Origin of the sequence: Caulobacter sp. ErkDOM-E (assembly GCF_048541895.1) — a bacterium.
GTDB lineage: Bacteria > Pseudomonadota > Alphaproteobacteria > Caulobacterales > Caulobacteraceae > Caulobacter.
The window spans coordinates 3,675,385-3,698,344 of sequence record NZ_CP183331.1; the positions used below are offsets into that span (position 1 = coordinate 3,675,385).

Sequence of the window (22,960 nt, forward strand, 5' to 3'; positions counted from 1 at the left end):
CGCCCCGCCTCTCAGGAAGGCGGGGCGCAAAGTCTACAATAAGCGGTGGCCTTAGAACTTGTAGCTAAGCCCAACCATATAGGTCGAGCCGCTCTGGTTCTGGTTGTAGAGGTACTGGTTCTGGCCCCAGAACTGCGTGTCCTCCTGGTTCGTCAGGTTGATCCCGTTCAGCGTGAACTGAAGCTGATCGGTGACGTTCAGGAAGGCCGAGGCGTCCACATAGGTCGACCCCTCGAAGCCGCGCGTGCTGGCGCTCATGACAGTGGCGCTGTTTCCGGAGAACCAGCGATTGCGGTGGCTCATGGACCCACGGACACCCCAGCGCGCGGTCTCGTAGTAGAGCGTGGCGTTGTAGCTGGTGTTCGAGATGCCGGTGAGCGCCTCGTCAGCGTCCACATAGGTGTAGTTGGCCACCGCACCCAGCTTGTCGAACGGCGCCGGCAGGAACGAGAATTGGCCCTGCGCGGCCAGTTCCACACCGGTCAGCTTCTTGGTGCCGGCGATGTTGACCGGCATCGAGAACTCTTTGACGATCGTATTGGCTGTGGCGCCCGGGATCGTGGTGAACGGGACGCCAGTCTGGCTGAACGGGACGTTCTCGAGGGTTTTCGAGCCAATGAAGTTCTTGATGCTCTTCTGGAACACGCTGGCCGAGAGCAGGCCGTCCACGCCGAAATAGTACTCCGCCGCGAAGTCCAGCGTGTTGTCCTTGTAGGGCTCAAGGTTTGGATTGCCGCGCGACGCCGAGATGTCGCCGCTATCCGAATTCTGGAACGCACTGCCCTTGGCCGCCATAGAACCCAGGCCTGGACGGTTGAGGTTCTGCGTGGCCGAGAAGCGCACCAGCACGTCCGGCGTCAGTTCCAGCACCGAGTTCATGGCCGGCAGCACGCCTGAGTAGCTGCCTTCGACGTCCGTCGTGCCCAGATAGGCGTAGCTGTCGCCCTGGATCCAGCCGGTGCTGTGGGTGTCGGTCTGATAGCCGCGCAGGCCGATGTTGCCGCGGAAGCGCTTGCCGAAGAGGTCGGTGTCCCAGTCCGCCTGCACATACTCGGAGACGGTCTTTTCCGAGGTCTCGTAGACGTTCTCGATGTCCTGGAGCGCGCCGCCCGTACCGTCCTTGTTGGGACCGAAGCGGTGGTACTCGTTGTACTTCGCAAAGGCCTTGGCGTAGTCGCCGACCAGCCACGAGCCGAACTCGTTGGTGAACACCGAGGTGACGTCGGCAACGGCCGTGCCGCGCATCTTGGTCCGGGTTCCATTGACGTTGTCGTCATAGAACAGGTCCCGGCCGCCTTGCGTGAACTTGTGGTAGGCCACGCCGGCCCGCAGGGTCCAAACCTCGTTCAGCACGTACTGGGCGTCCAGCACGCCTTCCTGCAGTTCCGACTGATTGTTGAAGCCGCGATAGTAGAACGAGTCCATCGCGTAGTTGGCGGGGTTGGTTCGATCCCAGCCCGGATACTCGAACGTCGCCGACCGGCCATCGCTGCCATAGTTGGCGATCAGATTGCCCTTGGCGCGCATATAGAGCTTGTCGTCATAGGGCGTCTCATAGGTCGACTTCTCGTACCCGACATGTCCGTCGATCGTGAGGCGATCCGTGAGGTCCCACTTGCCGGTCAGCGCCACCTGGTCGAAGTTGTTTTCGTTCAGCGAGCGGCGGTGCTCGCTGCCGAAGGTGGTGCCCGTGACATCGGTCAGGGTCACGTAGTTGCTGTTGTCCCAGGCCAGGTTGTTGATGACGGACGCCTTCTGGAAGGCGCTCGGCCAGACCGTGCTGGCGACGGTGTCGAACGCGACCGACCCGGTCGATGCGAGCGGCCGCGTGGCGAGGTGCAGTTCGTCGCGATGCGTGGTGTACTCGCCGTGCAGCACATCAAGCGTCAGCAGCAGGTTGTCCATCGGACGCCACTGCACAGCGCCCGTCAGACCCAGGCGCTCCTGCTTGGAATTCCACGAGGAGATGCGGTTGCCGTCAGCAAAATAGAGATCGCCCGACAGGAACTTGGCCTGCTGGGCCGTGCTCAGCTTGGAAATGTTCAGGCCTTTGTTAACCAGGCCCTGAAGGGTTCCCGCGCTGGGGCGCGAATAGTTGTAGGTGTTGTGGCCCTGCTCGGTCGTTTGGCGCTTGCTGTAGGCGACCGAGAAGGCGACGCCGAACTTGTTGTCCCAGTTCTGGCTGAAGAGGGCCGCGATGCGCGGCTGGGCGTCCTCGGTGTATTCGTTGGTTCCGAGCTTGAGCGACACTGCGCCCTTTGACCCCGACGCGTAGTCAAACGGCTTGCCGGTGAACAGGCCGACCGTGCCGGCCATGCCGCCCTCGTTCTGGGCCGCCTGGAAGGTCTTTTCGACCTCCACGCGGGAGAACAGTTCCGAGGCGAAAATGTTGAAGTCGAAGGCGCGGTCGCGCGAACGCTGGCCGCGGCTGTCCTGGGCGGAGTCGACGTTGCCCAGCACTTCCATGCCATTGAGTTGCACGCGGGCGAAATCTGGCCCCAGGCCCCGCAGCGAGATCCGCCGGCCTTCGCCCGCTTCCCGGGTGATCTGCACGCCCGGCAGGCGCTGCAGCGATTCAGCCAGGTTGAGCTCCGGGAACTTCGCCATGTCCTCGGCGACGATCACGTCCTTCTGGATGACCGAATCCCTCTTGATGGCGCGGGCGTCGCTGAGCGACTTCCGGTAGCCGGTGACGACAACTTCGTCGACCAGATCGCCAGAAGCCTGCTGCGCGAGCGCGGCCGATGAATGCGCGCCAGCAGCCAGCACCGCAACGGTAGCCAGCAAAAAGCTCTTGAGATGCGGGCGGGTAGCCCGAACAGGATATCGCTTAAACATGAGTGTCCTTCGCCCCAACTGGTATGAACCAGTCAGACTAAAGCAGCGAGCGACGACACCCGCGTGACAGCGCCGCCCCGCACGGCGCAATTTGTCCGTTCCGCGCCGCGCGTCAGTTCGATTTGAGCCCTGCCGGGGTGACTCCAGAGAACCGTGAGCGCTCCAGCGACCCGTTCGCCCGGCGCGTTGACGCCCCTGAACACCCTGACGTCGCCGCGCATTTGACCAACGGATGACAGTCGCAAAACTGCCAACTTCACGTGATATTTGGTCTATACCAATCTTCAGTCGTTGGACGATCCGAACATGAGTCCAATGGACAGGTCGGCCCTGAAGGCCCTGCCGCAGACACTCAGACCATCGCGGCCGGCGGCGGCGACGCGCAGCAGCGCCGCCGCCGGCGCGGTGATCGACGCCGCCGCCGAGCCTCTTTTCGCGCTGACTGCACCTCCTATCCACAGCCCAGAGTCCTGGAGTACGTCATGAAGAATCCGATCCGGGTGATCCCGCTTCTCGTTGCGCTCCTGGCCGGCATGGCAGGCGCGGCCGGCGCCTATGCCGGCGAGGCCCGGAAGGCGGGCCATGTGATCATCATCGGCGTGGACGCCCTGAGCCCCGACGGCGTGATGAAGGCCGATACCCCCACCCTGCACGACATGATGAAGCGCGGCAGCTGGAGCATGCATGCCCGCGGCGTGCTGCCCACCACGAGCGGCGCCAACTGGGCGTCCATCATCGGTGGCGCCGGACCAGAGCAGCACGGGGTGACGAGCAACGACTGGCAAGTGGGCGAGTTCAACTTCCCCGCTTCGGTGACCGGTTCGGGGGGCTTCTTCCCATCCATCTTCCAGGTGCTCACAGATCAGAAGCCGGAATGGGAACTAGGCTCGATCTATCACTGGGACGGGTTCGGCAACCTCTATGACCACCGGTTCGTGGACTATGACGTCCACGGCAAGGATGAGGACGAAACCACGGCGCTGGCGGTCAACTACATCAAGACCAAGCAGCCCGAGTTCCTGTTTGTGCATTTGGATCATGTCGATCATGCCGGACATGCCCATGGCCATGGCACGCCGCTCTTTTACGAGGCCGTGGCCAAGGCCGACAAGCTGATCGACAAGATCCGCCAGGCCACGGTGGAGGCCGGCATCGCGGACGAGACGGTGATCCTGGTCACCTCCGACCATGGCGGCGTGGGCAAGGGGCACGGCGGCGAAAGCCTGGCTGAACTTGAAATTCCCTGGATCGCCTATGGCAAGGACATCAACCCGGGCCAGCTTGATCTGCCCATCAACACGTTCGACACCACCGCCACCGTCGCCTGGCTGCTGGGCGCCAAGATCCCCTTCGCCTGGCTAGGGCGCGCCGTGACGCCGATCCTGAAGGGCGAAAAGGCGCCCGAACAAGCCTACCGCTCCAGCAGTTTCTACGCCTCGCCGGTGATCGAACCGGCAAGCGACGGGAACGCGCCTGCAGGCGGGCTGTTCGTCAACCGACCGGCGAAGATGACCATCCGCAACCCCAACGCCACCGGACAGGTCCGCTACACGCTGGACAGTTCGATCCCCACGGTCGGATCCCCGCTTTACACGGGCCCGGTCGAGATCGCCCGCAACACGATCGTGCGGGCCACGCTGTTCGTTTCCGGCCAGGCCGCCAGCGTTCCCGCCACGGGCTACTTCCGCATCCTCGACCTGAAGGGTCCCGAGGCGCGCGGCGTGAACTACAAGGTGTATCTGCTGCCCGAAACGCCGGTGCGGCTGCCCGACTTCTCCCGGCTCGAACCCGCAACCGTCGGCACATCCCATGAACTGACCATCGACGGCCTGACGCTGCCGCGAGGCGACAGCGTGGCCGTGGTCTTCGAAGGCTACCTCCACATCGCGGCCGCCGGCGCCTACAGTTTCGCCCTCGCCTCCGACGACGGCAGCAAGCTCTACATCGACGGCAAACAGGTGGTGGACAACGATGGCGACCACGGCGTGGTTACGGCGAACGGCAATATCGACCTGCAGCCTGGCAAGCATGCGATCAGGGTGGAATGGTTCAATGGCGGCGGCGGCGCCTGGCTGGGCGCGTACTTCGAGGGCCCAGGCATTCCTCGCCAGTTCATCGATCCAAACCTGCTGACGCCGCAGTAGGGAGGCGTTTGAGGCGGCCCGGGATCAAGCCTGCCCTCCGACCTGTTCCCTCAAAGACAGTCGCGATCGGCAATTTGGCTCGCCTGGCAAGCGATGCCTATGGGGCCACGTCAAAAGCTGCTGGGGGTTCGCCGCGCTGATAACGCTCCCAGGCGCCGATAAAGGCCGCCTCGATGTGGTTGCGGGAAAGATCAGTGTCGAACAGCGGCGTCGTTTTGATCAGGGTCGACAACTTGTCTCTCAGGGCCGCCAGTCGTTCCGGATCGCGCGCCAGGTCGAGCGCAAGGGCCTCGTAGGCCTCGAGGCGCTCTGTCACCAGTTCGGGGAGTTCCAGGGCGGTCAGCAAGCTGGCGGCCACACGTGCAGCGAAGCCTCGCCCCGCGCAGGTGACCAGAGGCAAGCCCGCCCAAAGGGCGTCGCTGGCCGTCGTGTGGGCGTTATAGGGCGCGGTGTCGAGGAAGAGATCCGCCAGCTTGTGGCGCGCCAGATGATCCTCCAGCGCGACCTTGGGCGCGAACACCAGGCGATCGGGCGAAACACCCCTAGCCTGGGCCTCGGCGCGCAGGTTGCGGACCATGACTTCATGACCTTCAAGAAGCCACAGCACGCTGCCCGGAACCGCGCTCAACAAGCGCATCCAGACGTCGAAAACCGGTGGATTGATCTTGTGGTTGGCGTTGAAGCACGCGAACACGAACCCATCGCCCGGCAGGCCCGCCTCGTCGCGGGAGGGCGTATGGCCTGCGATCCGCTTCCTGTCGTCATTGACCTGGTAGCTGTGCGGCAAGCGGATCAGCTGTTCGCTGAAAGTCGCGTCAGCGCCCCGGGGCGCGACGATGGCGTCCGCCAGAATGTAGTCCGCCAGGCCTTTTTCCAGGGTTCCCGGATGGCCCAGATAGTTGATCTGGATCGGGGCGGGACGATGGGCGAAGATTCCGGGTCGGCAATTGGCGGTCAGACCGTTGAGGTCGACAAGGATGTCCGTCTCGGCGGACCGGATCATCCTGGCCACCTCCAGGTCGCTGACCTGGGCGACATCGTGGAACGTCGGAAAGGCGGTCTGGATACGCTGGCGATACGCATCGTCCAATCGTGGGCCAAGCGCATAGGCGGTGATCTCAAAGCGCTCGCTGTCATGTCGCTCAAGCAGGCCTGCGATCAGATGAGCGACGGGATGATTGCGGAAATCAGACGAAACATAGGCGACGCGGATCTTGTCATGACGATAGATCTCGCCGCTCCACAGCGGCTGAACCGGGATCTGGACGCGCTTGCGAAGATGGGCTTCCGCGCAGATCCGCTGCGCTTCGGGATCGTCGCAATAGGCCAACATGGCGTGAGGCAGGTCGACATCGGCCCCCGTCAGGATGCGCTGCTCGAGCGCCGCAGCTGTTGAGCCGTAGTCGGACCAGTCGCAGATCTTGAGCTGTTCCCGAAACTTCAGACTTTGCGCCGCGTCATTTTGCGGCTCGAGCCGCAAAACGCTCTGGCAACTCGCCACGGCCTCGGCGGATCGACCCAGCATCGACAAAAGCCCCGCCCGGTTGAGGTAGGCCCGCGCGTAGTCGGGTTTGATCGCTATGATCCGGTCGTATGAGGCAAGCGCCTCGAGGCTCCGACCAAGACGCACCAGCAGGTTACCGCGTGAATTGAGGGCGTCGACATCCTCGGGTGCAATCACCAGGGCCTGTTCATGCGCCGCCAGAGCATCGCCCAGGCGCCCCAGCCGGGCCAACAACCCACCCATGGCGTTGTAAGTTCCGGGCCGCTGGGGGTTTTGGTCGACACAAGCCTTCCACAAGCCCATTGCCCCCGCAAAATCACCGCGCGCCTGCAAGATCAGGCCAAGATTGTGCAGACTGTCCGGCTCGGCCGGAAGTCTCTCCAGAACAGCCCGGTAGTAGCTCTCCGCAGCGTCAATCTGGCCCAGTCGATGGAGGCGGACCGCCTCGCGGAGGTTGGCGCCCGGATCCGCAAGATCGATGGGGGGCGTTGTGCTCGTCATGATCCGTTCGCTGCCTTGAATTCCGCTGGCCAATGTCTTGGGCCAATCCCGCCCTGATATCCCAGACTAGCTTGATTCAGCGAGACCCGGAGATCGTCCGGGTCTTCGCCGATCCTTGCGATTTGCTTTGGAAACGGAGACCTCTAGGATTCCCCAGGTTCGCGACCCGCGCGGGCCAGGACACCTGAGGCAGACACCGCCCAATGCAGAGGCTTGCGTGACCGACGAGATCAGCGCCGAGGACTGGCTGCAGCAGGCCGTCATCGCCAGCAACCAGGGCCTGCACCCCCAGGCGCGCGAGGCTTTCAGTCGCGCGCTGTCGATCGATCCGACGCTGGGCGAGGCGATGCTGGGCCTTGGCCTTTCACATATGGCGACGCGGGATTTCAGTGACGCCGTCATGCCTCTTCGTCAGGCGGCCGCGACGCCCGACGCGCCGGCGATCTGGCACGCCTGTCTGGCCCAGGGCCTCTACATGACCGGTGATTTCGCCGGGTGCGCGGAAGCCTTCGAACGCGCGGCCGCCCTGGAACCTCTGGCGACCAACGCCCGCCTGACCCATGCCCGAGCCCGCACCTTCGCCAGCATGATCCAGGGCTCTGTGGACGACGCCCTGGCCCGCTATCCCGCCCTGGCCGGCGATGAGGCCGAGGACATCGAGGTCATCGCCCGAGAGGCCTTTGCGATCCTCGGCGTCTTTGGACATGCCCCCGCAGCGGCGGCGGTCGGCGCCTGGCGGATGGCCCGAAGCCCGGACGATCAGATCCAGGCCTATCTGCTGCAGGCGGTCAGCGGGGCGGCGGTCGATCGTGCGCCGCCCGCCTATGTCGAGGCGCATTTCGACAGCTTCGCCGACAATTTCGACCACCAGCTGGTCGATCTGCTGAACTATCGCGCGCCCGAGCGGATGGCGCAGTTGATCGAAGATCATGCTGGCCAGTTCGCCGAGATCCTCGACCTGGGCTGCGGCACAGGACTGTCGGGCCCCGCCCTCGCGCGCTTTGGCGGTCGCCTGACCGGCGTTGATCTCTCCGGCGGCATGCTGGACAGGGCAAGGGCGCGCGGCGGTTATGACGTGCTGCTCCAGGCTGAGGCCGTCGCGTTCCTCGACCAGCACCCGGCCGCCTTCGACCTGATTTTCGCGGCCGACATGGTGATCTATTTCGGCGACCTGTCGGACCTGTTCCGGGCCGCCGCAAAGGCGCTGCGCCCGGGCGGCTTCTTCACCCTGAGCACCGAGGCGGGGGCGGAAGGCTGGACATTGCTGAGCTCGGGACGCTTCTCTCACGCAGACGCCTATGTCGCCCGGGCGGCGGGCCCAGACTTTGCGCTGCTGGATCAGGAAGCCATCGCCCTGCGCCACGAGGGCACGGCGCCCGTCAGGGGAACCCTGCACGTGTTCCAGCGATCCGCCTGACCCCTATGTCCGCCATCGCCCTGCCCCGTCCCCTCATCGCCCAGGCGCGCGACCTTCTCGATCGGGGCCAGGTCGAACCGGCCCTGGCCACCGCGCGGCGGCGGCTGGGCCATCTCGACCTGCCGTTCGAGCCGGCCTGCCTTCGCTTCCACGAGAACCGCCGCTATGCGCCAACACCGTCCTACGCCTAGGTCAGCGAGCCGCTGAACGACCGCTCGATCGGACGGTGGCGGCAGTATCGCGAGCCGTTGGGGCCCCAAGTGGCGGCGCCGGCGGCCTTCCTGGGCCTTCAGGACGAGCACGGCCGCATCGCCGTGGGCCAGGCCGCTGATCTGGTGCTACTGGACGATGATCTGCAGATCCGCGCGACCTGGATCGGCGGCGTCGCCAGCCTCTGACGAAAAAGGGGCGCCGGCTTTCGCCGACGCCCCCCGTTCTCCAGCCTAGGCTGAGGTCTAGAACTTGTACTTCACGCCCAGATAATACTGGCGACCGAAGTGCACATACTCTTCCGAGATCTGACGGGTCGAGTCGTCCACCTTGCTGTCGAACTGGTCGGTCAGGTTGATGCCTTCCAGTGTGATGGTGAAGTTCTTGAACTCGTAGCTGACCTGGCTGTCGACGTTCAGGGTCTTTTGCTTGATCCGGACGTCGTTGTTGTTGGTCGCCGAAGGGGCGACCTGGATCAGGTACGGGTCGCGATACGAAGCCGAGATGCGCGCCTTGAAGCCCGCCTTCTCGTAGTACAGCGTGCCGTTATAGGCTTCCGGCGACAGGTTCAGGAGCGGCTGGGTGATCAGCGTCGCCGGCGTCAGCTGCACCCGGGGGGTGCCGCCGAAGGTCGGGTTGGCGATCACGTACTCGATGTCGCTCTTGACGTGCGTGTAGTTCACGATGCCGCCAAAGCCGTCAAACGGCGCCGGCAGGAAGGTGAACGGACGCTGCAGGCTGATCTCGTAGCCCTTCAGCTTGCCGCCCTTGGTGTTCTGCTGCGAGGTCACCGTGAACAGCGTGTCCGGCGTGTTGCCGTTGGTCAGCAGGCTGGTGGGTAGACCCGTTTCCGAAAACGGCATCGCGACCGCCGTGGTCTGGATGAAGGACTTGATGTCCTTCTGGAACAGACCGATCGAGAACAGGGTTTCCCGGTCAGGATACCACTCGAAGCCCAGGTCGATGTTGTTGGACAACATCGGGTTCAGGTCCGGGTTGCCGCGCGTCAGGGTCTGGGCCGACTGGCTGTTGGCCGTGAAGCCCGGCGTCAGGTTCTGCAGCTGCGGACGCGTCATGACCTTGGCGGCCGCGAAGCGAACGAAGAAGTTCTCCAGCGGCTGGACCGAGACGTTCATCGACGGCAGCGTGTTGGTGTAGCTGCGTGACGTGGTCTGGATGCCATCGGTCGGGACCGTTTGCGACAGCGTGCCGACCGGCGTGACGGTCGAGACCGTGGTGCTGCCGGTGTTGAAGTGACCCAGGGCGTCCTGCTCGGTCTTCACCCAGCGAACGCCGACATTGCCGCGAACCGGGATCGAGCCGAAGTCGCGATCGAAGTCACCTTGCAGATAGTAGGAGGTGTCGTTCTCGGCGATTTCCCGCAGCGCACCGAGCTGGTTGATCGAGCTCAGGCGGAAGTCGCCGTTGGCGTTGATGCAGTTGCAGTCATAGCCGATGGCGGCCTTCAGCTTGTCGAGGTCGGGCGCAATCCACGAGGTGGGCGTGCCGGCCGGCATGTCGAGACCACGGCCAAAGCCGGTGATCAGACGCGAGACGTCGGCGACGGTGACGCCGGCCGGCAGCGGGAACGCCGCTTCGGCCACAAAGCCCGTGCCGCCCGGAATCACGCGCGAGAAGATGCGCTTTTCCGAGGAATTGAAGCCGTACTCCTTGAAGGCCGCGCCGGTGCGAACCTTCAGCCAGTCCATGACCTGATAGTCAAAGTCGAAGCGGAGGGTCTTGAACGTATTGACCGCCTTGCTGGGTCGCAGGCGCAGCAGTGACGGATCGCCCAGCGCCGAGCTGTTGCTGTACTGGTAGTTGGCCGGGTTGGTCGCGTCGAAGCCGTAGTTGAACGACGGACGACGCGGATCGGCCGAGTAGTCGTAGCTGTAGCCGTCGCTGTTGTAGCGGTCGAACGAGAAGGTCGTCTGGACCGGGTTGTTCTGGATCGAACGCGCCTGGCCGTAGGTGGCGACGAACTTGCCCTTGTCACCGATCTTGGTGTCGTAGGTCAGGACGTTCTGGAAGAACTCGGTGTTCAGGTCGTCATGGCGATACTCGACGCGGGCGTCGACGTCGTCGAACGTGCCCTTGATCAGGTGACCCTTGGCGTCGGCCGTGAAGTTGACGACGTCGGTCTGGGGCAGGCCCTGGCCGCTGCGGCTGAACGAGATGATTTCCAGATAGGTCTCGTCGCGGTCGTTGGTGAAGTCCGCGAACAGGGTGTCCAGGGTCAGGGTCGAGTTGTCGGTCGGACGCCATTGCAGCGAACCGGTCACGCCCAGACGCTTTTGATTGTACTCAAGCCGGCCGTAGCGCGGAATCCGCGGGTGCCAAAGGTTGTTGGCGGTGCCAGCGGCGGCGACGACGGTTGGCGAGGTGCCGCCGACGACAGTGCCGATCTGGCTGCAGGTCAGAGGCGGACCGCTGACGGGGTTATAGGCCGCGCCCGTGCAGGGGAAGGCGGTCGAAGAGTTGAAGCGAACGCTGGGGTTTTCCCAACGACCGGTCGAGGAGCCTTCTTCCAGCGTCTGGCGCTTGGCGTAGGCCACTGACAACAGGGCGCCGAACTTGCCGTCGTTCCAGGTGTTGGCGATCAGGAACGTGTAGCGCGGGTCGCTTTTGCGCGACAGGTCGTTCCAGCCGTACTTGGCTCCGGCGCTCATGGTGAACTTGTTGAAGTCGAACGGACGAGCCGCCTGCAGGTCGATGATCGCGCCCAGCGAGCCTTCTTCGTTCGACGCCGAGGTCGACTTGCGCACGGTGACGCTGTTGAAGAGTTCCGAGGCGAAGATGCTGAAGTCGAACTGACGGCTGCGGTTGGCGCCGCCGGAGCCGTCCTTGCCGCCCGTGGTGGCCAGGGCTTCCAGGCCGTTCAGGCGTACGACGGTGAAGTCGGCGTTCAGACCCCGCACGGTGATCGTGCGGCCTTCGCCGCCGTCGCGGTCGATCGATACGCCTGGAATTCGCTGCAGCGATTCCGCCAGGTTCAGATCGGGGAAGTCGGCGATGTCGGTCGCCTTGATGACGTCGATCATGTCGTTCTCGCGGCGCTTCGTATCGAGCGCGTTGGCGAGACTGGCGCGGAAGCCGGTGACGACGACTTCCTCGACCGCGCTATCGTCGGCCTGAGCCGGCGCGGTCTGGGCAGATGCGGCTCCAGCCATCGTGATGGCCAGCGCCAAGGCGCCCATGGAGACACCAAGCTTCAGGACGTCGAGGCGCCCCGCGGAAATCTTAGACATGTATCCTCCTCCCGTTCGACGGAAACGGCGCTGTTGCGCCGCCCGGCTTTGAACTGATCGCGCTTCCTTCCTGCGCGGCCAGTTCTAGGCCGTCTGTGTTTTTGACACCGGTGTCAGATGCAGACGGAGACCCGCCTGCGGCTTTGACACCGGTAGCAAAGAGCTAACAAACCGTCGTTATGACGACAAGGCGAGATTGTGTTTGATGACAGGAGAAGTCGCTCGCGTGGCTTTTCCAACACATCGCGGCGACACACAGAGGAGCGAGACAGGGGGAGCACGACCCGGCGCGCGACCTGAATCACGTGCCGATACGTGTACAGCGGCTCTCGGACCGAAAGTGCTATTCGTTTTTCGTTAGGCCATTTTCGCCTGCGCTGATGAAACCATCAGTTCGAAGACGACTTTAGGGCGCGAACGAGCGAATTGAATGCCAGTTTACCGCCGGTTTGGCATTCCAACTCGAGAACATGGAGCAGCCGACCGACCCTGTCATGGCGATCTTTGCTCTATAGCGCTTCCATCTAGCGATGGCTGACCTTGTGGAGACCCTCGATCATGGACTGACGATCGGCCGCCGGCAGCTGGCTGCCCACGGTGCGCAGCAGCCGCAGGGCGTGGAGGTGAACGTCGATGGCGTTCCAGCGCCAGGCGCCGGCCTCAGCGCAGCTGTCGGTGGTAGCGGCCAGGGAAACTGCCGCCTGATCCACGCCAGCATCGGAGACGAAGGTGCTGACGTCGATGATCCTCATGCTCAGAGCATAGAGGTCCTCAAAGCTCTCGGCGTTGCGGTCGACCGCTGAGGGGCCAAAGCGGCGCTCGATTTCGGCCAGGGTGTCGTCCAGAACGACCAGCGAAACCTCGCGCAGGCTTTCAACACCGGCTTCTGCAGCGATGATCGCGTCCTTGGCCATCAGGCCACCGCTGTCCTTGATCATCTTGGCCAGCCGGTTGGGCGGGCGGAATTTGCGAACGACGCTCATATCTGCACCTTCGCGACCTTCATCAGACTATTGATCTCATCCTGAGACATGTTGGCTTCTTGTGCATTGCCAACCTCGGCAGGCAGGTCATCCCGACGCCGACCTTCCATACCGATCGGCGGGCCTTCGTACTTGAAGCGCCGATCAGGCCCGACATAGCTGTCGCACTCGATAAACGCCCGTTCTTCTCGCGCCACCCAGAAGATGCGCTCCAGGAGCACCTTGGGGGTGATCGGCTTGGCGACCGTGAAATTGGCCCCTGCGTCACGGGTGCGAAAGATGTCCGTGGTGCGGGTGTGCCCGGTGACCAGAATCACCGGAACGTAGCGATTGGTCTCCGGCGCGTCGCGGCGCAGCCAGTTGATGAACTCGATCCCGTCGACGTCCGGGATCTGAACGTCGCTGATGATCAGGTCAAAGGTCTTTGTCCCGACCAGCGACTGAGCGTCCTTGACCGTCTCGGCGCGGTGCAGTTGCTTGACCCCGAATCCGGAAACCACCTGCGACAGGATATCGAGCGAAGTCCCGTTGTCATCGAGCACGAGAACCGTGGCGCGCTCCAGATTGATACGGGTCGAAGACTTTAGGGCGTCCATGGACGAAGCCTAGAAGAAGTCGAGTTCACCCGCCTCGACGTCCCAGGCTGTCGGCTCGCCGACAGCGCGCAAGCGCACCACCAGATCCGCCAGGCCAAGGCCTTCGAGGAGGGGTTCGATCGACATGCTCCACTCGCCGGACGCGTGCTCGCCGATGCGCTGCAGCACGTCCGACAGGCCGTGCAGGCGCTGGCTCAGCTCGTCCAGCGCCTGGAGCCGGGAGATGCTTTCCAGCGCCGCCCCGCCCTTGGCCAGGTCGCCGGCAATATGCTCGCAATCCCGACACACCGCAGCAGCCGACATCAGCTCGGCCGCGAGACGGCGCGAGAGTTCGCCCACCGGAGTCAGGGCCTCCGGCGTGGCGATTGGGGATGTCGAGAGCTGGGTGGCGGTCATGCGGGTCAGAAAAGCTCCAGATCGCCGCCGGAATCGACCGGCATGGGTGCAGGCGTAGGACGCCGGACATCCTGCGGCGCGTTGTCGACCGCCACCAGGCGCTGACGGACACGGCCGGAGGCGGGCCAGAATTCCACACGACGGGCCGAAACGCCGCCGGTGCTTGAAGAGACGATTGGAATCCCTTCGTCACGCAGGAAGCGCTCGGCAAAGCTGGCGTTGCTGGCGCCGACGTCAGACAGGCCCTCGAACAGCTTGCCGCCGCCGAAGATCTTGGCCTCCATCCGCTCGCGACGCGCGCCCCGCTTCAGCAGGCCGTTGATCAGCATCTCCATGGCGTAGGCGCCATAGCGGACGGCGTCGCCGTCCTTGCGACCGTCGCCTGAGTCAGGAAGCAGGAAGTGGTTCATGCCGCCAATGCCGGCCTGCGGATCGCGGATACAGGCGGCGATGCACGAACCGAGCACCGTGGTCATCACCACGTTGGGGTCGGACGACACATGGCTCTCGCCCTGCGTGACGTGAACCTTGACCGAGCGTTCCAGATCGTCGGGTTGTCCAAATGTCATGTGAGCTGACCGAAGACCTGTTCGATCTTCTCCTTGAGGCCCTGAACGGTGAATGGCTTGACGCAGTAGTTGTTGACGCCGAACTGCACGGCCCGCTGCACAAGCTCGCGGTCGGCCCGGCCGGTCAGCATGACGAAAGCCGTCTGCCGGATCGGCGGGTGCGAGCGGACGGCGCGCAGGAGGGCCAGCCCGTCCATCTTGGGCATGTTGAAGTCGGAGATCACCAGGTTTGCCGGCTTGGAAAGGAGGTTTTTCAGAGCCTCCTCGCCATCCGGTGCCTCACGGATGTCCTTGAACCCGATCTGCTGCAACGCATTGCGGATCAAGGCCCGCATGGTCAGCTGATCATCGACAACGAGAACGGAAATGGTGCTTGCTTGGGGCATGGGTTCATCGCCTCGCGGAGGCCAGATCGAGGATAGATTGACCCATGGAGGACAGGGAAACCTGCTTCTCCACGGCGCCGATTTCAAAGGCCGCGCGGGGCATGCCGTAAACGACACAGCTCTGCTCGTCCTGTCCGAGGGTCTTGGCACGGGCTTTACGCATGGCCAAAAGGCCCTGCGCGCCGTCACGCCCCATGCCGGTCAGGATCGCCCCGACCGCTTTGTCGCCGACCGCATTGGCCACCGAGTTGAAGAGAACGTCCACCGACGGACGGTGACCGCTCACCGGGTCGCCCGCGACCAGGCGGCAGCGCAGCCCGGCCGAACGAACGACCTCCAGGTGCGTCGCCCCGCCCGGGGCGACATAGACCTTGCCGGGCTCCAGCAGAGCGCCGTCCGTGGCTTCCTGCACCTTGGCCCCGCTGGCGCGGTCGAGGCGCGCGGCGAAGCTGGCGGTAAAGGTCGCCGGCATGTGTTGAGTGATGACCGTCGGCGGGCAGGTGTCCGGGAACATCGTCAGGATCGCCAGCAGCGCCTCGACGCCGCCGGTCGAAGAGCCGATGGCCACGATGTCGCCCGAGGGCATGTAGCTCTTGGTCCGGGCCGCGGCCGGGGCGGTGTCGGCCTTGGTCCGCACCGAGGCGCGGGCCGCGATCTTCACCTTGACCACGATCTCGTTGAGCGCGTCCTGGGTGCCCAGGGCGTCGGCGGGCTTGGCCACGCAGTCGATGGCGCCCAGTTCCAAGGCTCGCAGCGTCATCTCGGCGCCGGCCTGGGTCAGGGTCGAGACCATGACCACCGGCATCGGCCGCAGGCGCATGATCTTCTCGAGAAACTCGATGCCGTTCATGTTCGGCATCTCGATGTCGAGGGTGACGACGTCGGGATTGAGGGCCTTGATCATGCCCCGGGCCTCGAACGGGTCGCCGGCGGCGCCGCAGACCTCGATATCCGGATCGCGATTGAGGGCAGCGGTGATCAGGCTCCGCATGGTGGCGGAGTCGTCAACGACGAGAACGCGAATCTTGGCCATCAGCGACCTCCCACCTTGCGATAAGCTGTCAGGCCCGCGCTTTCAAAGGCCGTGATCGAGGTCCCTACCCGTTCTGAGTGGCCGACATACAGCTTGCCGCCGGGCGCGACCAAAGGCGCGAAGCGGTTCCAGACGCGCTCCTGGGTCGGCTCGTCGAAATAGATCACGACGTTGCGGCAGAAGATGGCGTCAAACGGACCCTTCATCGGCCAGCTGGGGCCGTTGAGGTTCAGCTCGCGGAAGGCCACCAGGCTGCGCGCGGCTTCACAGACGCGGAAGGCGCGGCGATCGCTCGTGTCGCGCTCGAAATACTGGTTGCGGGCGTGAGCCGGAATGCCTTCCAGCAGACTCTCGTCATAGACGGCGGCGCGACCGGTCGCGAGCACGTTGGTGTCGATGTCCGTGCCCAGGATCCGGATATCCAGGTCGGCGGCGTTGGGCCAAACCGACAGGACCGTGAAGGCCATCGAATAGGGCTCCTGGCCCGACGAGCTGGCCGCCGACCAGAGGCGCAGACGGCCGCCGGCGCGGACCTTGTCGACCACCGGCTCCAGAATGTTGGCGCGCAGGTCGTCGAAGTGGTGCGGCTCCCGGAAGAAGCGGGTGACGTTGGTCGTCAGGGCGCGCAGCATTTCCTGCTGCTCGTCGACACTGCTCTCCAGCGCCACGAAGGCGCAGTATTCGGTGAACGTCTTCATGCCCAGCGAGCGCAGCCGCTTGGCCAGACGCGAATAGACCAGGGTCGCCTTGGTCTCGGGCAGGCTGATACCAGCCTGCGCGTAGAGCAGCGCCGCAATCTTCTTGAAGTCTTGGTTTGTGAACGCGAACTCGCCATCGACAATGGCTTCGCGACGTTCTGTCATTGAGGCTGAGGTCATCAGGCGGCCAGGGCCTCTCGTTCTGGGAGGATACGGTCGAGCGAGATCTCGCTGATCATGCGCTCTTCGATCGAAATGATGCCGCGGACGAAGCTGCGAACCGTCTCGCAGGCCACATCCGGGGTAGCTTGAACCATGTCGTCATTGATCGACAGGATGTCCGACACCGCATCGACCAGCAGGCCAACCGTGCGGTCGCCGGCCTGGACGACGATGAACACGCTGCGAACCGTCGGCTCGACCATCGGCATGCCGAGGCGCGCCGCCAGGTCCATGATCGGCAGGACCGCGCCCCGCAGATTGATCACGCCGCGCATATAGCCGGGCGTCTGGGGCAGAGCGGTGGCGGGGCTCCAGCCCCGGATCTCGCGCACGGCCATGATGTTCACGCAATACTCCTGATCGCCGACCCTGAAGGAGATCAGTTCACGGCGCTCAGTACTCGCGACAGCAGTTGGGTCGATCATGACTTACTCCGCTGCAATTAAAGTGGGTTCGACGGGGCGGGGCGTTTCCCGGCGACGAAGATTGATCACCGCATCGACGTCCAGGATGAGGGCCACGCGGCCGTCGCCCAGGATCGTCGCGGCGGCGACGCCCTCGACCTGCTGGTAGTTCTGCTCCAGCGACTTGATGACGACCTGGCGCTGGCCGTGGATGGCGTCGGCGACCAGAGCGGCGCGCGAGCCGTCCTCGCCCTCGACCAGCAGCACCACGCCTTCGGTCGGCGACGGCGAGGTGGTGCGATAGCCCAGGGTCAGGCCGACATCGATCAGCGGCACGAAGCTGTCGCGGACCGCCAGCACCGAGCCGACGGGACCCAGCGGGCGAACTTCCTCGGCCTTGGGACGCAGGCTTTCGACGATGGCGGCCAGCGGAACGACCAGGGTCTCGCCGGCCACGTCGACCACCATGCCGTCGAGCACGGCCAGGGTCAGCGGCAGGCTGAGCGTGAAGGTCGAGCCCAGACCGGGACGCGAGGCGATCGAGATACGGCCGCCCAGGGCCTGGACACTCCGGCGCACCACGTCCATGCCGACGCCGCGGCCCGACACGTCCGAGATCTTGTCGGCGGTCGAGAAGCCCGGCAGGAAGATCAGATTGTCGATCTCCTCATCGGTCAGCTGCAGGTCGGGCGCAATCAGGCCCTTCTTGACGGCGATCGAGAAGACCCGTTCGCGATTGATGCCCTTGCCGTCGTCCTGGACCTCGATGACGATCCGGCCGCTGCGGTGCAGGGCCGCCAGGCGCACGACGCCTTCGGGATTCTTGCCGGCCGCCTTGCGCTCCTCGGGGCTTTCCAGCCCGTGGTCGATGGCATTGCGCAGCATGTGGGTGATCGGGTCGGCCAGCCGTTCGATGACCGTCTTGTCGACCTCGGTGTTTTCACCGTCCATGACCAGACGGGCCTGCTTGCCGGTCATGTTGGCGACTTCGCGAACCAGGCGCGGCATGCGCTGGAACACCGACTTCACCGGCTGGGCGCGGATCGCCATCACGCTGTCCTGGATCTGGCGGGTGAGCTGCTCCAGCTCATCCAGACCCATGGCCAGGCTGGAGGACGGCGCGATGCCGTACTCGCCAACGCGCTGGGCCAGCATCGCCTGATTGATGACCAGCTCGCCGACCAGATCGATCAGGCTGTCGATGCGCTCGGGATCCACGCGGATGACCGACTGGCCCGGACCGGGGACGTCGACCTGCGTGGCCTTGGTCGGGGCGGCGGCGGGCGTCGCGGCGCGCGCGGCGACCGGGGCAGGTGCGGCGGGCGGTGGCGGCGCTTCCACGACGGCGGGCGCGATTTCGGCGACCTCGGGGGCGACCGACGGGGCGATCTCGGCAACGACCGGCTCGGCGGCCGGCGACTCGATGGCGCTCAGCAGGTTGGCCAGGGCAGCCTCGACCGGCGCCTCGCCGCGAACGATTTCAAGATCGCAGTCGCCGTCGACGAATTCGAAGACCTCGCGGATGGCGTCTTCGCCGTCATCGGTCTCGACGCGCACGCTCCAGGTGACATAGGCGGCCTCGGCGTCGAGGAACTCCAGGGTCGGCAGGGCGCTGTCGTCCATGGTTGCGACGATCGGGCCAAGGCGGCTCAACTCGCGCAGCAGCAGGGCCGTTTCATTGGCCTTGCGATAGAGGTCCGACTTGGGACGGATCGACACCGTCCAGACATTGATGGGGATCAGTTCGGCGTCGGCCGCCTGCGCGTCGACCGAGATCGTCATCGGCTGGAAGTCGAAGCCGAGATCGTCGTCGTCCAGATCATCCGACGCAGCGACAGGCGTGGGCACGGGCGCGGCTTCAGCGGCCTCGGCCACGGGAGCCGATGCGACCGGGGCGGCCGAGGGATCGGTCCAGGCCTTCAGCTCAGCGGCCATGGCGGCCGAGGCCGCCATGTCGACATCGCCCATGCCCCGCGCAGCGCTCACATGGTCGGCCAGAACGTCGGAGGCGCGCAGCATGACGGCGGCCAGATCGACGGTGTTGGGAACCTCATTGGACCGAACAGCGTCCAGCAAGGTCTCGAACACGTGGGCGAAACGGACCAACGGCTCGAGGCCGAAGGCGCCCGCGCCGCCCTTGATCGAATGCACGGCCCGGAAGACGGCGTTGACAGTCTCGCTGTCGCCGACACCCTCCTGCATGGCCAGGAGCCCGCCTTCGAGGTCGGCGAGCAGTTCCTCGCATTCCTGAAAGAAGGTGACCTTGATGGCCTCTAGCTCGTCCATTCCCGCAATTCCTTAGAGTTCTAGACGTCGAAGTCGGTGAAGGATCAGGCCGCGACGCGGCGAATGGCTTCAACCAGCTTTTCAGGATTGAACGGCTTGACGATCCAACCCGTCGCGCCGGCTTCGCGAGCCCGCTGCTTCTTGGTGGGATCGCTTTCCGTGGTCAGCACCAGGATCGGGATGGCGCGATAGTCATCATCGACGCGAACCGCCTCGATGAAACCAAAGCCATCCAGCTTGGGCATGTTGATGTCGGTGATGATGACGTCCGGACGATGGGCGGAAAGCACTTCCAGCCCATGTTCGCCGTCAACGGCCTCGACCACATTAAAGCCCGCGCCGACCAGGGCCATGCGCAGCATGTCCCTCATCGTGCGGGAATCGTCGACCGTTAGAATCGTGCGCGTCACGATTGGACTCCATGGATGTCCGCCGAAAGGAGCGCCCCATCGGCGCCGAAAAGACGGGTGGTTTCTACAAAGGCCTCCGAAGGCCCCGTAATCGAAAAGGGTTTGCCGTCAGCGGCCCAGGCCTTGCTGGCCGCGAGCAGAATCTGGAGACACAGGCCGCCGAGGCGACGGACCTGACCGGCCTCGATTTCAAGCGCCTCGCCACGGTGCGCCAGGAAGGCGGACTTCAGCGGGCCGGCGGCCTTGAGATCGAGTGTTTCAGGCAGCGCGAGTGCGGCCATCAGAATTCCTCCCATCCGGCGGACGCTGGAGCGGCCGCGGTAGCTGCGCCGCCACGAGCGGGCCGGGCGAAGACGCCCAGACGGGCCCTTTGCTCGGCGACCGGGTTGCGGGCCGGTGCGTGTTGAGCCGAATCGGCGGCCGCCGGGCGACCGTAGGCGGCCTGGCCGCCACCGACCCGGAAACGGGCCATCAGTCGGACCAGCTCGGCGGTTTCGCCCTTCAGCGAGTGCGTCGCGGCGGTCGATTCCTCGACCATGGCGGCGTTCTGCTGAGTGACCTGATCCATCTGGTTCACGGCCGTGTTCACTTCGTTCAGTCCGGTGGCCTGTTCGGCGGCGGAGGCCGCGATCTCGGTCACCAGGGCGTCGATCTCGCCAACCTTCACGACGATGCGTTGCAGCGCCTCGCCCGTCTGACCGACCAGGCTCACGCCCTGGCTGACCTGCTGGGTCGAGGACGAGATCAGGGTCTTGATCTCCTTGGCGGCCTCGGCCGAGCGCTGGGCCAGGGCCCGGACTTCCTGAGCCACGACGGCGAAGCCGCGACCCGCTTCACCCGCGCGGGCAGCCTCGACCCCGGCGTTCAGGGCCAGAAGGTTGGTCTGGAACGCGATCTCGTCGATCACGCCGATGATCTGGCTGATCTGCTTGGAGGAGCTTTCGATCTCGCCCATGGCCGACACTGCTTGATGCACGACCTGGCCGGAATGCGTCGCTTCGCCACGGGTGGTCGAAACAACGTCCGAGGCCTGGCGAGCGCCGGCCGCCGTGCGGCGCACCGTGGCGGTCAGTTCGTCCAGGGCGGCGGCGGTTTCTTCCAGCGAGGCGGCCTGTTGTTCGGTGCGACGCGACAGGTCGTCAGAAGCATGGGCGATCTCGTCGGCGCCGGTGCTCAGGCCGTCTGTCGAGGCGGCGATGACCTTCATCGTCTCCTGCAGCGAGGCCATGGCGCCGTTGAAGTCGTCCTTCAGCTTGGCGTATTCCCCGGGGAAGTTTGCATTGACGCGGAAGGTCAGGTCGCCCGAGGCCAACTTTTCGAGGCCTTCGGCCAGGCTGGTCACCACCAGGGCGCTGTCGCGAGCGGCGGCGGCGGCGGCCTCTTCCTTCGAGCGACGCTCGTCGGCGGTCAAGGCCGCAGTTTTTTCCTGCTCGGACCGCATTTGTTCAAGGTGCAGCTGATTATCGCGGAAAATCTTCAAGGAGCGGACAATCGCGCCCAGCTCGTCCAGGCGAGTCATCTTCTCAAGATCAATGCTGTTGTCGCCCTTTGACAGGCGCTCGGTCGCGCCGGCGATGTCGGCGATCGACTTGCGGACATTCATGACCGTCAGGAAGGCGATCGCGCCCACCGCGCCAAGGGTGATCAGCGACAGGATGATGGTGGCGCTCATGGCCGCAGTCGCTTCGGCCTTGTGCTCGTTGGCCGTCTCGGTGGCGCGGGCGCCGGCGTCATCGACCACCTTCTGCAGCTGGGCCGCCATCTTGACGTACTGGTCTTCGAAGCTGCCGGCGAAGCTCATGGCCATGCCCGTATCGACGTCGATCATGCCGCTGACCGTGTCGACGGCGCTGCGGCATTCGGCCAGGGCCTTGACGAGGGCCTCGATCTTCGGCCGCTCCGAGGCGGGCAGGCGGCTCGAAAGCGCCTTCATGTCCTTGCCCAGGGTGTCAAATTCGGCGAGCAACTCAATGATGCGCGGCCCGGCCGAAGGGGCCATCGGATCGGCCTTCGACGCCAGGATTTGATAGAGCGTGCCGTGAGCGTCGGTGATCCGACGCGACAGCGACTGAATATCGCTGTTGATGCGCATGTCCTGCTCGACCACCTGCCGCAGAGCCTCGGTCTGGCTGCGTTGCACGACGACGGCGCCGCCGGCCATCAGGGCCAGCATCAACAGTGCGAAAGCCGGCGCGAAGCCGATCTTGATGATCAGTGGTAGGTCGACAAGCCTAAAGCGCTTCATTTCCAGGTCCCCTTCATGCGGCGGTTCCGTGCCCACGGATCACCAGCAAGCCAGGGGGATCATCACTATAGATTCCTAACAGACTCTGACCTTGGTTAAGAGAAACTGGAAGTCGGGGGGGGCGGCGCTGCCTTGAGGGACAATTGGTCGCAGGTGAATCTATAAAGACAGCGCCCAAGGGCCGCTTGACAGGTAAAATTCGAAGTAAGGTTACCACGAAGTAAATTTAGAATATTCCGGGTCGACTCAGAATATTTTAACTCGCAGCTGCGACAAAAGGCATGCGTCCGGTTGGCGCGTCGTCCACAGGACGGTATTCATTACTAGGAGCAGCGGGATGAAATATCCGATCGCTTTTGCCGCGGGAATCGCTGGCAGCTTGTTCATCGCTCAAGCCGCCTCGGCGGCTGGCGGATTTGAAGACCAAATGAGCCGTTGCCTGCAACAGTTCGCCAATACCCGGGATGCCGCCCAGGTGATGCTGGAATGCACCGCTGACGCGGGCAAGCTCTCGGAATGCAAGGTCGTTGACAACAGCGCGACCGGCAAGGGCTTCGACAAGGCCGCCATGTGCATCGCTGAAAAGCTGCCGATGGGCGCCAAGACCGGCACCGTGAAGGTCCCGTTCCGCTTCCCGGGCGGCGCGTAAACTTCCAGCTCCTGACTTACGGGGCTCAAAACGCCTCCGCCGACCAGACCGAAGCGTTCCAATGGATCGCTTCGCGTCTGTTTGGCGGGGGCGTTTTGCCGTGTGCGACAGCCGACAGGAAAAAGCGGACACCCGTCAGGGCGTCCGCTTCTGTCGATCTATCCCGCACTGGGTTTCAGGCGGCTAAAGCATTTTCCGACGAAGTGGACGCCGATCCAGTC

At 64.5% G+C, this 22,960-nt stretch carries 20 protein-coding genes; 5 read left to right on the forward strand and 15 right to left on the reverse strand.

All coding sequences use genetic code 11. The features are described from left to right. Positions 1 to 51: 51 nt before the first annotated feature. Positions 52 to 2,838 (reverse strand): TonB-dependent receptor, encoded by a 2,787-nt coding sequence (locus ACN2C7_RS17930; protein ID WP_419318841.1) that lies wholly within the window; start codon positions 2,836 to 2,838, stop codon positions 52 to 54. 482 nt (positions 2,839 to 3,320) lie between these two features. Between ACN2C7_RS17930 and ACN2C7_RS17935 the strand changes: the two genes are divergently transcribed. Continuing rightward, complete coding sequence (locus ACN2C7_RS17935) at positions 3,321 to 4,982, forward strand: alkaline phosphatase family protein (protein WP_419318842.1); 1,662 nt, start codon at positions 3,321 to 3,323, stop codon at positions 4,980 to 4,982. A 97-nt stretch (positions 4,983 to 5,079) separates the two neighbouring features. Here the strand turns inward: ACN2C7_RS17935 and ACN2C7_RS17940 are convergent, their stop codons facing one another. Next, positions 5,080 to 6,987 (reverse strand): tetratricopeptide repeat protein, encoded by a 1,908-nt coding sequence (locus ACN2C7_RS17940; RefSeq protein ID WP_419318843.1) that lies wholly within the window; start codon positions 6,985 to 6,987, stop codon positions 5,080 to 5,082. A gap of 217 nt (positions 6,988 to 7,204) precedes the next feature. Between ACN2C7_RS17940 and ACN2C7_RS17945 the strand changes: the two genes are divergently transcribed. The 3 genes from ACN2C7_RS17945 to ACN2C7_RS17955 all read left to right on the forward strand — a co-directional run bounded on the left by ACN2C7_RS17945 (position 7,205) and on the right by ACN2C7_RS17955 (position 8,802). Then, a complete protein-coding gene (locus ACN2C7_RS17945) occupies positions 7,205 to 8,404 on the forward strand; it encodes a methyltransferase domain-containing protein (RefSeq protein ID WP_419318844.1) in 1,200 nt (399 codons plus the stop codon). Between the two features lie 5 nt (positions 8,405 to 8,409). After that, positions 8,410 to 8,595 (forward strand): hypothetical protein, encoded by a 186-nt coding sequence (locus ACN2C7_RS17950; RefSeq protein WP_419318845.1) that lies wholly within the window; start codon positions 8,410 to 8,412, stop codon positions 8,593 to 8,595. A 69-nt stretch (positions 8,596 to 8,664) separates the two neighbouring features. Continuing rightward, the gene (locus tag ACN2C7_RS17955; protein ID WP_419318846.1) at positions 8,665 to 8,802 is read left to right on the forward strand and encodes an amidohydrolase family protein; all 138 of its coding nucleotides are present in this window, start codon (positions 8,665 to 8,667) and stop codon (positions 8,800 to 8,802) included. Positions 8,803 to 8,859: 57 nt separating this feature from the next. Here ACN2C7_RS17955 and ACN2C7_RS17960 read toward each other — a convergent pair whose 3' ends face one another. The 13 genes from ACN2C7_RS17960 to ACN2C7_RS18020 form a co-directional block, all read right to left on the reverse strand. Next, complete coding sequence (locus ACN2C7_RS17960; protein ID WP_419318847.1) at positions 8,860 to 11,862, reverse strand: TonB-dependent receptor; 3,003 nt, start codon at positions 11,860 to 11,862, stop codon at positions 8,860 to 8,862. 524 nt (positions 11,863 to 12,386) lie between these two features. After that, positions 12,387 to 12,845 (reverse strand): chemotaxis protein CheE, encoded by a 459-nt coding sequence (locus ACN2C7_RS17965; RefSeq protein ID WP_419318848.1) that lies wholly within the window; start codon positions 12,843 to 12,845, stop codon positions 12,387 to 12,389. Continuing rightward, positions 12,842 to 13,441, reverse strand: a complete 600-nt coding sequence (locus tag ACN2C7_RS17970; RefSeq protein WP_419318849.1) for a response regulator — start codon at positions 13,439 to 13,441, stop codon at positions 12,842 to 12,844. Before ACN2C7_RS17970 ends, ACN2C7_RS17965 begins: the two co-directional genes overlap by 4 nt. A gap of 9 nt (positions 13,442 to 13,450) precedes the next feature. Then, entirely contained in the window at positions 13,451 to 13,837 is a 387-nt protein-coding gene (locus ACN2C7_RS17975) for a chemotaxis protein CheU (RefSeq protein WP_419318850.1), read from the reverse strand. Positions 13,838 to 13,842: 5 nt separating this feature from the next. Continuing rightward, positions 13,843 to 14,406, reverse strand: a complete 564-nt coding sequence (locus ACN2C7_RS17980; RefSeq protein ID WP_419318851.1) for a chemotaxis protein CheD — start codon at positions 14,404 to 14,406, stop codon at positions 13,843 to 13,845. After that, positions 14,403 to 14,792, reverse strand: coding sequence for a response regulator (locus tag ACN2C7_RS17985; RefSeq protein ID WP_419252927.1), 390 nt, complete (start codon positions 14,790 to 14,792; stop codon positions 14,403 to 14,405). Before ACN2C7_RS17985 ends, ACN2C7_RS17980 begins: the two co-directional genes overlap by 4 nt. 4 nt (positions 14,793 to 14,796) lie before the next feature. After that, the gene (locus ACN2C7_RS17990) at positions 14,797 to 15,825 is read right to left on the reverse strand and encodes a protein-glutamate methylesterase/protein-glutamine glutaminase (protein ID WP_419318852.1); all 1,029 of its coding nucleotides are present in this window, start codon (positions 15,823 to 15,825) and stop codon (positions 14,797 to 14,799) included. After that, positions 15,825 to 16,703 (reverse strand): CheR family methyltransferase, encoded by an 879-nt coding sequence (locus tag ACN2C7_RS17995; protein ID WP_419318853.1) that lies wholly within the window; start codon positions 16,701 to 16,703, stop codon positions 15,825 to 15,827. Before ACN2C7_RS17995 ends, ACN2C7_RS17990 begins: the two co-directional genes overlap by 1 nt. Continuing rightward, positions 16,703 to 17,170, reverse strand: coding sequence for a chemotaxis protein CheW (locus ACN2C7_RS18000; protein WP_419318854.1), 468 nt, complete (start codon positions 17,168 to 17,170; stop codon positions 16,703 to 16,705). The genes ACN2C7_RS17995 and ACN2C7_RS18000 overlap by 1 nt, the downstream gene beginning before the upstream one ends. Before the next feature lie 3 nt (positions 17,171 to 17,173). Then, on the reverse strand, positions 17,174 to 19,435 hold the full coding sequence (locus tag ACN2C7_RS18005; RefSeq protein ID WP_419318855.1) for a chemotaxis protein CheA: 2,262 nt from the start codon (positions 19,433 to 19,435) through the stop codon (positions 17,174 to 17,176). A 44-nt stretch (positions 19,436 to 19,479) separates the two neighbouring features. Then, a complete protein-coding gene (locus tag ACN2C7_RS18010) occupies positions 19,480 to 19,845 on the reverse strand; it encodes a response regulator (protein WP_419318856.1) in 366 nt (121 codons plus the stop codon). Next, positions 19,842 to 20,129, reverse strand: coding sequence for an STAS domain-containing protein (locus ACN2C7_RS18015; RefSeq protein WP_419321499.1), 288 nt, complete (start codon positions 20,127 to 20,129; stop codon positions 19,842 to 19,844). The genes ACN2C7_RS18010 and ACN2C7_RS18015 overlap by 4 nt, the downstream gene beginning before the upstream one ends. Further along, a complete protein-coding gene (locus ACN2C7_RS18020) occupies positions 20,126 to 22,090 on the reverse strand; it encodes a methyl-accepting chemotaxis protein (protein WP_419318857.1) in 1,965 nt (654 codons plus the stop codon). Before ACN2C7_RS18020 ends, ACN2C7_RS18015 begins: the two co-directional genes overlap by 4 nt. Before the next feature lie 337 nt (positions 22,091 to 22,427). Here ACN2C7_RS18020 and ACN2C7_RS18025 point away from each other — a divergent pair, with 337 nt between their 5' ends. Next, the gene (locus ACN2C7_RS18025) at positions 22,428 to 22,739 is read left to right on the forward strand and encodes a hypothetical protein (protein ID WP_419318858.1); all 312 of its coding nucleotides are present in this window, start codon (positions 22,428 to 22,430) and stop codon (positions 22,737 to 22,739) included. Positions 22,740 to 22,960 lie beyond the last annotated feature (221 nt).

Bases quoted from the DNA above. Each gene is read 5' to 3' on its own strand.
- ACN2C7_RS17935 (WP_419318842.1), top strand. From the start codon at position 3,321: ATGAAGAATCCGATCCGGGTGATCCCGCTTCTCGTTGCGCTCCTGGCC.
- ACN2C7_RS17960 (WP_419318847.1), bottom strand. From the start codon at position 11,862: ATGTCTAAGATTTCCGCGGGGCGCCTCGACGTCCTGAAGCTTGGTGTC.
- ACN2C7_RS17980 (WP_419318851.1), bottom strand. From the start codon at position 14,406: ATGACATTTGGACAACCCGACGATCTGGAACGCTCGGTCAAGGTTCAC.
- ACN2C7_RS17950 (WP_419318845.1), top strand. From the start codon at position 8,410: ATGTCCGCCATCGCCCTGCCCCGTCCCCTCATCGCCCAGGCGCGCGAC.
- ACN2C7_RS18020 (WP_419318857.1), bottom strand. From the start codon at position 22,090: ATGAAGCGCTTTAGGCTTGTCGACCTACCACTGATCATCAAGATCGGC.
- ACN2C7_RS17990 (WP_419318852.1), bottom strand. From the start codon at position 15,825: ATGGCCAAGATTCGCGTTCTCGTCGTTGACGACTCCGCCACCATGCGG.
- ACN2C7_RS17975 (WP_419318850.1), bottom strand. From the start codon at position 13,837: ATGACCGCCACCCAGCTCTCGACATCCCCAATCGCCACGCCGGAGGCC.
- ACN2C7_RS17965 (WP_419318848.1), bottom strand. From the start codon at position 12,845: ATGAGCGTCGTTCGCAAATTCCGCCCGCCCAACCGGCTGGCCAAGATG.
- ACN2C7_RS17940 (WP_419318843.1), bottom strand. From the start codon at position 6,987: ATGACGAGCACAACGCCCCCCATCGATCTTGCGGATCCGGGCGCCAAC.
- ACN2C7_RS17995 (WP_419318853.1), bottom strand. From the start codon at position 16,703: ATGACCTCAGCCTCAATGACAGAACGTCGCGAAGCCATTGTCGATGGC.
- ACN2C7_RS18005 (WP_419318855.1), bottom strand. From the start codon at position 19,435: ATGGACGAGCTAGAGGCCATCAAGGTCACCTTCTTTCAGGAATGCGAG.
- ACN2C7_RS17985 (WP_419252927.1), bottom strand. From the start codon at position 14,792: ATGCCCCAAGCAAGCACCATTTCCGTTCTCGTTGTCGATGATCAGCTG.
- ACN2C7_RS18025 (WP_419318858.1), top strand. From the start codon at position 22,428: ATGAAATATCCGATCGCTTTTGCCGCGGGAATCGCTGGCAGCTTGTTC.
- ACN2C7_RS18000 (WP_419318854.1), bottom strand. From the start codon at position 17,170: ATGATCGACCCAACTGCTGTCGCGAGTACTGAGCGCCGTGAACTGATC.
- ACN2C7_RS17970 (WP_419318849.1), bottom strand. From the start codon at position 13,441: ATGGACGCCCTAAAGTCTTCGACCCGTATCAATCTGGAGCGCGCCACG.
- ACN2C7_RS17930 (WP_419318841.1), bottom strand. From the start codon at position 2,838: ATGTTTAAGCGATATCCTGTTCGGGCTACCCGCCCGCATCTCAAGAGC.